13 protein-coding genes and 1 tRNA gene are annotated in these 11,502 nt (G+C 62.7%); 7 read left to right on the top strand and 7 right to left on the bottom strand.

Features of this window, described 5'->3' with window-relative positions; genetic code table 11:
- Positions 1-24 precede the first annotated feature (24 nt).
- Positions 25-663, bottom strand: a complete 639-nt coding sequence (cmk, locus tag AC5E6N_RS20280; protein ID WP_491749513.1) for a (d)CMP kinase — start codon at positions 661-663, stop codon at positions 25-27.
- Between the two features lie 2 nt (positions 664-665).
- Positions 666-2,033 (bottom strand): 3-phosphoshikimate 1-carboxyvinyltransferase, encoded by a 1,368-nt coding sequence (gene aroA / locus AC5E6N_RS20275; RefSeq protein ID WP_491749512.1) that lies wholly within the window; start codon positions 2,031-2,033, stop codon positions 666-668.
- A 262-nt stretch (positions 2,034-2,295) separates the two neighbouring features.
- Here aroA and AC5E6N_RS20270 point away from each other — a divergent pair, with 262 nt between their 5' ends.
- The 3 genes from AC5E6N_RS20270 (at position 2,296) to AC5E6N_RS20260 (ending at position 4,731) form a co-directional block, all read left to right on the top strand.
- On the top strand, positions 2,296-2,721 hold the full coding sequence (locus tag AC5E6N_RS20270; protein WP_491749511.1) for a TIGR02300 family protein: 426 nt from the start codon (positions 2,296-2,298) through the stop codon (positions 2,719-2,721).
- Between the two features lie 88 nt (positions 2,722-2,809).
- A tRNA-Ala gene (locus tag AC5E6N_RS20265) sits at positions 2,810-2,885 on the top strand.
- Between the two features lie 139 nt (positions 2,886-3,024).
- A complete protein-coding gene (locus tag AC5E6N_RS20260) occupies positions 3,025-4,731 on the top strand; it encodes an ABC transporter ATP-binding protein (RefSeq protein ID WP_491749510.1) in 1,707 nt (568 codons plus the stop codon).
- Between the two features lie 72 nt (positions 4,732-4,803).
- Here AC5E6N_RS20260 and AC5E6N_RS20255 read toward each other — a convergent pair whose 3' ends face one another.
- Entirely contained in the window at positions 4,804-5,412 is a 609-nt protein-coding gene (locus tag AC5E6N_RS20255) for a DedA family protein (protein ID WP_491749509.1), read from the bottom strand.
- 177 nt (positions 5,413-5,589) lie between these two features.
- Between AC5E6N_RS20255 and AC5E6N_RS20250 the strand changes: the two genes are divergently transcribed.
- The 4 genes from AC5E6N_RS20250 to AC5E6N_RS20235 all read left to right on the top strand — a co-directional run bounded on the left by AC5E6N_RS20250 (position 5,590) and on the right by AC5E6N_RS20235 (position 7,759).
- Complete coding sequence (locus AC5E6N_RS20250; RefSeq protein ID WP_491749508.1) at positions 5,590-5,946, top strand: hypothetical protein; 357 nt, start codon at positions 5,590-5,592, stop codon at positions 5,944-5,946.
- A 173-nt stretch (positions 5,947-6,119) separates the two neighbouring features.
- Complete coding sequence (locus AC5E6N_RS20245; protein ID WP_491749507.1) at positions 6,120-6,254, top strand: hypothetical protein; 135 nt, start codon at positions 6,120-6,122, stop codon at positions 6,252-6,254.
- Between the two features lie 2 nt (positions 6,255-6,256).
- Positions 6,257-6,937 carry a L,D-transpeptidase gene (locus AC5E6N_RS20240; RefSeq protein WP_491749506.1) on the top strand — a complete coding sequence of 227 codons (681 nt, stop codon included), beginning with the start codon at positions 6,257-6,259 and terminating at the stop codon, positions 6,935-6,937.
- A gap of 105 nt (positions 6,938-7,042) precedes the next feature.
- On the top strand, positions 7,043-7,759 hold the full coding sequence (locus AC5E6N_RS20235; protein WP_491749505.1) for a pentapeptide repeat-containing protein: 717 nt from the start codon (positions 7,043-7,045) through the stop codon (positions 7,757-7,759).
- A gap of 42 nt (positions 7,760-7,801) precedes the next feature.
- Here AC5E6N_RS20235 and AC5E6N_RS20230 read toward each other — a convergent pair whose 3' ends face one another.
- The 4 genes from AC5E6N_RS20230 to AC5E6N_RS20215 form a co-directional block, all read right to left on the bottom strand.
- Positions 7,802-8,593, bottom strand: a complete 792-nt coding sequence (locus tag AC5E6N_RS20230) for an aspartyl/asparaginyl beta-hydroxylase domain-containing protein (protein WP_491749504.1) — start codon at positions 8,591-8,593, stop codon at positions 7,802-7,804.
- Between the two features lie 163 nt (positions 8,594-8,756).
- Positions 8,757-9,311 carry a CAP domain-containing protein gene (locus tag AC5E6N_RS20225; RefSeq protein WP_491749503.1) on the bottom strand — a complete coding sequence of 185 codons (555 nt, stop codon included), beginning with the start codon at positions 9,309-9,311 and terminating at the stop codon, positions 8,757-8,759.
- A gap of 5 nt (positions 9,312-9,316) precedes the next feature.
- The gene (locus AC5E6N_RS20220; protein WP_491749502.1) at positions 9,317-10,030 is read right to left on the bottom strand and encodes a GntR family transcriptional regulator; all 714 of its coding nucleotides are present in this window, start codon (positions 10,028-10,030) and stop codon (positions 9,317-9,319) included.
- On the bottom strand, positions 10,020-11,502 hold a 1,483-nt coding region (locus tag AC5E6N_RS20215), incomplete at its 5' end, for an aldehyde dehydrogenase family protein (RefSeq protein ID WP_491749501.1). The genes AC5E6N_RS20215 and AC5E6N_RS20220, both read right to left, overlap by 11 nt.

The following is an 11,502-nucleotide window of genomic DNA, read 5'->3' as shown; positions in this document are numbered from 1 at the left end:
GCATCAAAAGCGTCGGATCAGTCTTCACGTTCCCTGGCCGCGCGCAGCATCAATAAGCCGTTCGGCAGCGCGGAACGCCGCTTCTATATCCATTTCGCTCGTATCAAGCAAGTGGGCATCTTCCGCCGGGCGCATCGGCGAGTCGGCACGCTCGGCGTCGCGGGCGTCGCGGCGCTTCAGATCCGCAAGGACATCGTCATAGGACGCGTCACCGCCGCCACTTTTGATTTCGGCAAAGCGGCGCTGCGCGCGCACCTGCGGCGTGGCGGTCACGAACAGCTTGACCGGCGCCCGCGGGCACACGACCGTTCCGATGTCACGCCCGTCCAGGACCGCGCCCGGCTCACGGCCGGCAAAGCGCCGCTGCGCCTCGACGAGCGCGGTGCGCACCTTCGGCATGACGGCAACCTTCGAGGCGGCCTCGCCGATCCCGTGCGCCGAGAGAACCGCGCGATCAAGCCCGGTGAAATCGAGGCCGGCCGCGACTTCGGCCGCCCGGTCTTCTCCGTCGAGCGGCAGTCCCATGTCGAGCAGCGCCTTGGCGACGGCCCGGTAGGTCAGCCCCGTATCAAGGTGGTGAAAGCCGTAACGGGCGGCGATATGGCGGGCGAGCGTGCCTTTGCCGGACGCGGCCGGGCCGTCGATCGCAACGGTAAACCCCATGATCAGGCGGCTTTCCGCTCGGACGAGATGTCGGCGCCAAGTCCCGCCATCATGTCCATGAATTCCGGGAAGCTTGTGGCGATGATGGCGCTGTCGTCGACGCGCACCGGCCTTTGCGCCGCCAGCCCCATGATCAGGAACGACATGGCGATGCGGTGGTCGAGATGGGTTTCGACGATTGCCGCCCGCGAAACGCCGCCAAGCCCCTTGCCGCCGGGCACGCCGCGCACCCGCAATGAGGCCTTGCCTTCGTCGCAGTCAACACCATTGATCCTCAGCCCTTCGGCGACCGCCGACAGCCGGTCCGATTCCTTGACCCGCAATTCCTCCAGGCCTTGCATGACGGTCTCGCCTTCGGCGAATGCGGCAGCAACGGCAAGCGCCGGATATTCGTCAATCATCGACGGCGCGCGCCCGGGCGGCACGCTGACGCCGCGCAGTTCCGAGGCGCTGACGACAAGATCGGCAACATCCTCGCCACCCGCCAGCCGGCGATTTTCGATGGCGATATCGGCGCCCATTTCCAGAAGTGTCGTCACCAGGCCCGTCCGTGTCGGGTTCATCAGGACATTTTCTATGGTCACTTTAGAGCCCGGCACAATGAGGGCGGCGACAAGCGGGAAGGCGGTCGATGACGGATCGCCCGGCACTTCGATCTCCTGGCCGCGGAGCTTGCCCTGGCCCTGCAGGACAATGGTGCGCACGCCGTCGGGGTCGGTCGCGACGCTGAGGTCGGCGCCGAAACCGGTCAGCATCTTTTCCGTATGATCGCGGGTCATGACCGGTTCGATGACCGTGGTCGTTCCGGGCGTGTTCAAACCTGCCAGCAGCACGGCCGATTTGACCTGCGCCGAGGCCATCGGCACCCGGTAGGTGATCGGGACGGCCAGGTCCGGCCCGCGCAGCGTCACCGGAAGCCTGTCACCTTCGGCGGCGGTCACCTGCACGCCCATCAGCCGCAACGGATCGAGCACCCGGCCCATCGGCCGCGAGGACAGGGAAGCATCCCCCGTGAAGGTCGCCTCAAAACCGTATGTGCCGACCAGTCCCATCGTCAGGCGCACGCCCGTGCCGGCATTGCCGAAATCGAGCGGCGCTTCAGGCTCCAGGAGGAGGCCGTTGCCGACACCGTCGATGACCCATGTATCGCCGTCCTGCCTGACATGCGCGCCCATGGCCTGCATGGCGCGGCCCGTCGCCAGCACGTCTTCTCCCTCGAGGAGCCCGGTGATCCGGGTCTGACCGCTGGCAAGACCGCCCAGCATGAAGGAACGGTGCGAAATGGACTTGTCGCCCGGTATGCGGATGGTGCCCGTCAGATTTTCGGATTTGCGCGCAACCGCCGGATTGAGGACAGCGCCGTGTGCCATGATTATCCCGATCCCAAATGATGCCCGCGAACCGGCCGCCGAGGCGCGCCCGGTCCGCACTTCGCGTCCCGTCTAGCATAGGAAAAATGGAGCGTCATCCTCTCAAGGACCGGCAAGTGCGAGGCGCCCGCGCTTTTTGCTCACATAGGCTTTGACAGACGCGACCAAGATGGGTAAGGGGTCCGGCACGTCAGTCTGCCGGCTGCGGAGTACAGCCAGATGAACAGCCGATACGGCGACAGCAAGACCAAGGGGCCCACAAGTGCCAAAGCCTGAACTGGGAACAAAGCGCGTCTGTCCTGAAACGGGGCGCAAATTCTACGACCTCAACCGCGATCCGATCGTCTCTCCCTATACGGGTCAGAGCTATCCCCTGACCTTCTTCGAAGGCGGCGAACCGGAGCCTGCGGCCGAGAAGGAGGAGGTCGTTGAGAGCGACGAGAAGGAGACGGAAGGCGCGGAGGTCGAAATCGTCTCGCTCGAGGAAGCCGACGACGAGGCATCCGACACCGGCGAAACCATTCCCGATATGGACGGCGACGACGATGACGACGTCGATATCGGCGACGACAATGACGACGTCGATATCGGCGACGACAATGACGATACCTTCCTCGAGACGGACGATGACGAGGATAATGATGTCTCGGACATCATCACCGTCTCCGATGACGACGAAGAGACCTGATTTTCCGCGGGCTGACATTATTTGCACGCCGCCCGTCATTTAGACCTTGATATCCACGCCGGGCGGCTTTAGATAGCCGCACCGGTTCGGGGCCATAGCTCAGTTGGGAGAGCGCTTGCATGGCATGCAAGAGGTCAGGGGTTCGACTCCCCTTGGCTCCACCAGATTCCAGTTTGTCCGCAGCCTGCACTCCATTGCCAGCAATGGACGAATAGAGGGAGCACGCGGGATATTGTGTTGTCGTTTCGTGTGGTTGTGCGCTAGTGTCGCCAAAACCCCGCATGCCACGAAACCGGTGCCCGAATGACCCTTCTGACAATCAAGGAACTCAGTGTCGAATATCCGTCGCGGCGCTCGACGCTGACGGCCGTCGATCATGCAAACCTGACCGTGGAAGCCGGTGAAATCCATGGCCTGGTCGGCGAGAGCGGCGCGGGCAAATCGACCATCGGCGCCGCCGTCCTCGGTCTTCTGGACCCGCCCGGCCGGATATCGGGCGGGCAGATCGGCCTGCACGAAAAACTTATCAGCGGCCTCGACGCGCAGCAGATGCGCGGATTGAGAGGCAGGAAGATCTCCATGATCTTCCAGGATCCGCTGACCTCGCTCAATCCGCTGATCACCATACGCAAGCAGCTGGTCGAGACCATCATGACCCATCTCAAGGTCAGCCGGGAGGAAGCCAACCAGCGGGCCTTCGAACTGATCGACCGGGTCGGCATCCCCGATCCGGCGACGCGGCTCGATCAATATCCGCACCAGTTTTCCGGCGGCATGCGCCAGCGCGTGGTGATCGCACTGGCGCTGTGCTCCGAGCCCGAAGTCATCATCGCCGATGAGCCGACGACCGCGCTCGACGTTGCGGTCCAGGCGCAGATTCTCGACCTGATCAAGGAACTGGCGAGAGAACGGCAGGTGGGCATCATCCTGATCACCCACGATATGGGCGTGATTGCCGACACAACCGACCGGGTGACCGTCATGTATGGCGGCAAGGTCGTCGAAAGCGGCCCGACGGACGAAATCATGGGCAATCCGCAACATCCCTACACCAAGGGGCTGATCGCGGTGGTTCCCAGACCCAACATCAAACTGAAACGGTTCCCGCAGGTCAGCTATGGCGGCCGCGAAAACCGTTTCGATATCGAGGATCTCGGGCGCAACTGGCCGAAGCCGGAGGTCGATCACTCCCGGCCCCTGCTTCAGGTCCGGAACCTGACCAAGATCTTCGGCAAGAAGGGCGGTCTTTTTTCCGGACGGAACAGCCTGCTGACGGCGGTCGACGATGTGAGCTTCGAGGTCTGGCCGGGAGAGGTCTTCGGGCTGGTGGGCGAATCCGGATCGGGCAAGTCGACGATCGCGCGCATGATCGCCGGCCTCTATGAGGTCGATGGCGGCAGTGTCGTCTTTGACGGTGAGACGGTCAGCGATCACAGCAACCAGAAGGTGCTGAACGCCTATCGGCGCAAGATCCAGATGATCTTCCAGGACCCCTATTCGTCGCTCAATCCGCGCATGCGCGTCTCGGACATCATCGCCGAACCCATTCGCCACCTCGATCTCCTGAGCGGCAAGGCGGTCAAGGCAAGGGTCGACGAACTGCTCGACCGGGTCGGCCTCGGCGCGCAGGCGGGCGCCAAATATCCGCACGAGTTTTCCGGCGGTCAGCGCCAGCGCATCAGCATCGCCCGCGCTCTTGCCACGCAGCCTACACTGCTGATCTGCGACGAACCGACATCGGCGCTGGACGTGTCGATACAGGCGCAGATCCTCAACATCCTGAAAGACCTGCAGCAATATCTGAACGTGACGATGCTTTTCATCAGCCACGACCTGCCGGTGGTGCGCCAGATGTGCGACCGGGTGGCGGTGATGAAAAACGGCAGGCTTGTCGAGCTGCAGGAAACGAATGAGCTGTTTTCCGACCCGAAAAACGCCTACACGCAGGACCTGCTGCGGCTGATGCCGCGCCTCGACAGCCTGTCGGAAGCAGGCCTGACGACAGAATGAGGCAACCGCGTTCGCGATCGCAAACCGAAGCCGATGCCCGCAGAAACAACGCTGAGGAAATGAGGATCCGCCTCAGCGGGCCTTCATCCACACGATCAGCGCGCTTATGACCGACCCTGCCAAAAAGACGGGCACGACCACCATGGCGACCAGCGACAGGTGGTGCCAGATGACCGGCAGAAAGGTGGCGTCCCTGCCGAAACGGTAGGCGAGCGTCGTCCACAGGCCGACCCAGAGCGCTGCGCCGATCATGTTTGCGATCAGAAAGCGCAGCCAGTGCATTCCGGCGGTGCCGGCGGCAATGCCGTTCAATTGCCTTAGAAGAACGAAGAACCGCGCAAAGGCAACGATGATCGGGCCGCGCTTCTGGATGATGTCCTCGGCCGCGGCCAGCCGTTCCCGGGTGATGCCGAAACGGCTTCCATGTCTGACGACCAGCCGTCGCCCCAGCGTCCTGCCCAGCAAATAGCCGATATTGTCGCCTATCACGGCTGCGCAGAAGGCCGTGGCCGCAACGCCGACAATACTCAGTTGACCGAGCGCGGCGAGGCCGGAGGCGACGATGATCAGCGTCTCGCCGGGCAATGGCATGCCAAGCGCCTCGAGCAGGACGTCGAAGAACAGGCCAATCAATCCATATTTCTGGACAAGCGGTTCAAGATGGGTCAACCAGGCGGGCACGGATCCTCGACTATCCTCCTTGAACCGGCATGCGGCCGGGTGCGACAAGAAATAGCACAGGCCTGCCGGTTCATCCAACCGGCCGGGGCTTCCATGCATAGCGCGGGAGCAGGCGCCGGCGAGCGATCACGCAGATCACGACGGCGTGATGCGGCGTCAGTGGAAAACCGGCATGCAATGCGGTATCAAGCCGCGATGATGAAGTGGTTGTGCACATTGATTCTGCTGCTTTTCACCGTCACGGCCGCCGCCACGTCGCCCGCGCCGCCGGACGGTCCGGTTCGCCTGGCAGCGACGGCGGAGACGCTGGTTGCTGCCGCGTCGAGCTTGGAGATCATCCCCGCGCCTCGCGACTGCTGCACGGATGAATTCAAGGCAAAGCCGGCCGCGGCGTCGTGCCTGGTGGATTTCTCCATGCTGCCCGCGGCCTTTGCTCTGAGGACGCCTGAGAACCGGCAGGACCATGCGCAGGGTCACGTGCGGATATCCATTGCCCTTCTGAGCGAACCGCTGCATCGCCCCCCAATCGCCTGACGCGCCCGCATGTCCGGGCCTCGGGCCGGACATGGAAAGCAAACCGGAGAAAACGGCAAGGCCTTGCCGCCCGTACCCGGTGGCACATCCATGCGGCATCCGCCGGTGCGGAGCCGGCGACATTCTCCTGAAAGGATCTGGCCCGCGCCTGTCGGGCCGAACGAGACGAAAAAATGAAACGGAAACGAAAACCCGCGGCGGCGAACCGTGCGAGAGACGCCGCACAATTGACGCTGAAGCTGCGCTTTGCGTCCCTGATCGCCATGGCGGAACACTGCCGGTTCCTCTCCAACCGGGAGGGCGATTGATCATGGGCAACGCCTCACACCCGACGCGCAGACGCTTCCTGACCGGTTCCGCGAGCCTTTGCGGCCTCGCGCTCGCCGGATGCACGACCACGGCCGTCACGGAAAAGGAAACGCAGGACATCGAGCCGATCAGCCGCAGCTATGCGCTGATGTACGGACCGCTGCCGGATGAGCGCTTTCCCATTCCGGCTGTCGACCTGCGCCGCGTGCCGCCAAGGTTCTACCGTCGCCAGGTCGACTATTTCGGACCTGAGCCGCCCGGCACCGTCGTGGTCGATACCAGCCAGTTCTACCTCTATCTGGTGCGGGAGAACCGGCAGGCGATGCGCTACGGCGTCGGCCTCGGACGGGCCGGTTTCGAATGGGCCGGGCGTGCCCGGATCGCCTGGAAGCAGGTCTGGCCGAAATGGACGCCGCCGGCGGCGATGATCAAGCGCGAACCGGAACTCGAGAGGTGGAGCGCCGCAAATGGCGGCATGCCCCCGGGGCTCGATAACCCGCTGGGCGCCCGGGCGCTTTACATCTTCGAAGGCAATGTCGACACGCTCTACCGCATCCACGGCTCGCCGGAATACTGGACGATCGGCAAGGCGGTCTCCAGCGGATGCGTGCGCATGATGAACCAGGACGCCATTGACCTTTACAACCGGGTTCCGACGAACTCCCGGATACTCGTGCTGTGACAAACGGGCCTGCCGCCAAAGCGGCGGCGGGCCGCATAAACTATTTTCATTATGCTGCCACCAACCTATTTATAGTGTGCGACATGCCCCTCAGGAGCGATTCACATGCCTATTGCCCGTGCCGCCATCAGTTCCTCAATTTTCGCCGCAACGGTCGTGGCCGTCTTCACCGTCTATTCGACACCCGCCGCCGCCGGCTGTTCGGACAGCCCGAGAAAGGGCGTCAACTGGGACGATTGCCGGAAGCGCAATCTGATCCTGAAGGGGGCAAACCTTGAGGAAGCGAGCCTCAAGGGGACCGATTTCACCTCGACGGACCTGCGGGACACCAACCTGAACGGTGCCGATCTCACCAAGGCCAATCTGCTCAAATCCCATCTGGACAATGCAACCCTTGTCGGCGCCAACCTCGATCGTGCCCTGGGTTTCAGGACACAGTTTCACAGGACCGATCTGAGCAATTCGAGCTTTGAGAAAGCGGAAATGCAGAGGGCCGACTTTGCCGGTTCGACGCTCAACAATGTCAACTTTTCCAAGGCGGAACTCGGCCGGGCGAATTTCGACGCGGCCAGCCTCAAGGACGTCAATTTCGACTACGCCATCCTCGCCCGTGCCGATTTCCGCGGCGCCGAACTCGGCAGCGGGATCAATTTCAGCTCGGCCTATCTCTTCCTGACCCGTTTCGACGGCCAGGATCTGAGCAATACGAGCGGCCTGACCCAGCAACAGATCGAGCTTGCCTGCGGCGATTCCGGCACCGTCATGCCGGCGGGCCTGGAACGGCCGTCAAGCTGGCCGTGCGACGATGACGCCGTGAATTGACAAAAGCGTTGGCGACCGGGCTCCTGCCCGCCCGGACGGCACCTATTTCAGCATCGACCAGTTCTTGTAGAAGATATTGTTGAAGTTGACGAATATCGCCTGCAGCAGGCCCATGATGGCATTTTGCAGGCCGGTGAAACTGGACGGACGCAGCACGTCGATAAAGACGCAGTACCGTTCCCTGTCCTCGTTGTTGACCGAACGGTGCTCCAGCGTGTCGTCGAAAATAAACAGCGGATCGTCGTGCCAGTAATGGGTCTTGCCGTCCACCTCGATGAAGACGTTGTCGCTCTTGAAGGCGGACAGATTGTAGAGAACGCGGACGGTCAGCCGCAGCGGTCCGAAATGCCGACTGGTCGTTTCCTTCTCGCTGAAGGCTGAGATGCCGATGGTCTTCACATAGGTGAACGGGTGATTGAATTCGGGCACGGACTCATCGGTGTCGCGGTCGTACCATTTGTAGAACAGCATGCCGCGCTTCTTGCCGTTCATCTTCTCCTTAACACCGCCGATAATCTCGTCGCGCTTGTCGTCGAAGACCTTTAGAATGCCTTCGATCTCCTGACGCTCCTCGGCGGGAAAATCCTCGAGCTTGTAGACATATTTGTTTCGAAACGAGATCAGGTCGAAAAACAGATTGACCGGCGAAAGCAGCCAGGTCGGAATACCGTTTCCGGTGAAATAGAGCCGCGCAATGTCCTTCGTGACCTTGCGGTGACGACCGATGTCGATCAGTCCGCAGACAATGAAGATCAGTGCCAGGATCGGCAGAAAATAGAAAAGAATTGCGAGAACCACGACCACGCGCAGAACCCGGATAGTATCCTTGCTCATGGATATCAGATCCCCGTTTACAAAGGCAGGTGCGGACGATCCGCAGCCGGCGCCGCAAACCGGCGCAACCGGCGGTGAACCGCAATTCGGATGCACCGTTACCGCATCATTCCGCACAAGTCACTTCGTTTCTTGCCGGCATCGCGACGCGGGCGCTGACGGTTCAAGGAACCGGCCGCCCGTCTTCGCTCGGCCGGGCGAGGATCAACACCCAGAAATTCCTGTACCGCCCGTCGGGCCTTTGCGCCCGGGCAATACCCATCCGCGTGACGTGTCTGTTAAGCAGGTTCTTGTCATGGTCGGCGGACCCCTTCCAGCCGGCAAGGGCTTCGTCGAACGTCCGGTAGCCGGCACCGAGATTTTCCGCGCCCGCATAGCTTGGATATCCGCCCCGGTCGAGCCGCCCGGAAAGGCCGCGGGCACTGTGAAGACGCGTGTTCATGCTGTCTTTGCGCGCGATGAGACGCGCCATCTCCTGTGACAGGGCGTCGAGCCTTGTGTCGAGCGACAGACGGGGCAATCCGTTTGCCGCCCGATAGGCGTTGATTTTGGACAAGGCGGCCCCGCGGTCGACGGCGACGTCCGACACATCGGCCGCCGGCTTTCCGATCGACATGCACCCGGCAAGCGCCAGCATCGTCAAACCAAACCCGACCAGACACGCCGTCCGCAGAATGCCTGCCCATTGCCGGCCGCCGTTCATCGATGCTGTTATCATGGGTTTTATGCCGTGGCCTGGTGTTCGTCTTGCCGGCTCAGCCAGCGGGCAAGATCGTGCGTCGCGGCCTCGATGTCAGCAACGATGCCGGCGCGGGCGGCGGCGGCATCGGCGGCTTCGAGCGCGTCGACGATCTCATGATGGGTCTGCATTGCGTTGTCCAGATGCGCGCGGTCGCCGGCGGTGATGCGAAAATACGGCCCCATGCGCAGCCACAGGCTCTCGATGAACGAAAGCAGGATACCGTCGGAGGCGAGCCTGTAGATGTGGGCATGAAATGACCAGTTGGCGCGCAGATATCCGTCTACGTCGCCGGCGGCAATGCTTCGGCTCATCACGGCACACCGGCCCCGCAGCGTTTCCAGATCGGACGCATTCACCGCCTGCACCGCCCGTTCCACGGCAAGCCCTTCGAGCGCAATGCGGGTGGCGCTGATCTCCTTCAGGGTTTCAAGGTCGAGCCTTGGCACCTCCAGTGCCCGGTTGTGACCGACGACAAGCGCATTTTCGACCTCGAGCCGCCGCAGCGCATCGCGCACCGGCATGACCGAGACCCCGACGGCCTCAGCCACAGAGCGGGTGCTGAGCGCCTGTCCGGGCTGAAAGAAGCCGGACATGATCCCGTTGCGGAGCTGGCGGTAGATCTGCTCCTGAAGCGTCGCCCGCTCAACCGTTTGCAGACCGCCGGCGTCGGCCGTCCATGCAGCCCTATTCGCCATAGGGAATCCAGATGTTCTTGACCTGAACGGACTGGCGCAGGAAATGGCGGCCTTCCGCGACCTTCGGATCGTACCAGTCGGTGGCAAGTCCGTTGTCGACGAAGGTGCGCTTCATGTTTCCAACCGACCGGGCCTCGGCCATTTCGGAAACCTCCCTGTCGCCAAACGCCCACACGCTGTCGACGTCGTCGTGGTCACAGAGCGTTTTTGCCAGTTCCCTGGTGTAGCCGGTCACGATGTTGAGCACACCGCCGGGCAGGTCCGAGGTTTCCATGACCTGGTAGAAATCGGCGGCGATGAGACCGTAGCGCTCGCTCGGGACGGCGACGACACGATTGCCCATCGCCATCAACGGTGCCACAAGGCTGACAAAGCTCAGGAGCGGTGCCTCGTCCGGACAGATCACGCCGGCAACGCCGATCGGCTCGTTCATGGCGAGCGCCACGCCGCGCAGAGGCGGGCTGTGCACCGCGCCGTCGAACTTGTCGGCCCAGGCCGCATAGGTGAAGAACCGGTCGATCGCCGTCTCCACCTCTTTTTGCGCGTCCGGCTTGCGCACGCCTGTCATCGCCGAAAGCCGGTGGGCGAACTCGTCGGTCCGGGCCGCGAGATTCTCACCCAGATAATAAAGGATTTGAGCCCGCAGATGGGTCGAGGCCGTTGCCCAGCCGGCGGCCTTGCGGGCCGCCGCGACCGCATTGCGGATGTCCTTGCGGTTGCCCTCTCCGATCTCGCCGATCACCTTGCCCTTCGCAGAGATGACGGTGAGCGAATAATTGCCGTCCGGACGCACCTGCTTGCCGCCGATATAGAGCTTGGCCGTCCGGTCGACGGACATCGGTTCGAAACTGTCGGTCGCCTCGACGACGGGCACGGGCGGTGCCGGCTTGCGCGGTTTGCGCGCAGCCCAGGCCTTCGGCTTCAGATATTCATAGGCGCCCTCAAGACCGCCTTCGCGGCCATAACCGGATTCCCGGTAACCGCCGAAACCGACGGCGGCATCGAACAGGTTGGTCGCGTTTACCCAGACCACGCCGGCCTTGAGCTGCGGCGCAATGTCGAGCGCAAGACTGATATTCTCGCTCCAGACGCTCGCGGCAAGCCCGTAGCGGGTATTGTTGGCAAGCGCGACCGCCTCATCGGGCGTGCGGAACGACATCGCCACCATGACCGGCCCGAAAATCTCTTCCGTGGCAACGGTCGAGGCGGGCTCCACGCCGGTCAGAAGGGTCGGAGGATAGAAGAAGCCTTCCTCCGGTGTTCCGATATCCGGCGTATAGGCCTCGGCCCCCTCTTCGACACCCTTGCCGACCAGTGTGCGGATGCGCTCCAGCTGGCTCTTTTCGATGATGGCGCCCATGTCGATCGCCTTGTCCAGCGGATGGCCGACACGCAACGTATCCATGCGCTCCTTGAGCCGGGCAATGAAACGGTCATGGATGCCCTCATGAACGAGGAGCCGCGATCCGGCG

Source organism: Hoeflea sp. (genome assembly GCF_984452065.1).
Note: the sequence above shows the minus strand (reverse complement) of the source record. Positions and strands in the feature narration are given on the sequence as shown.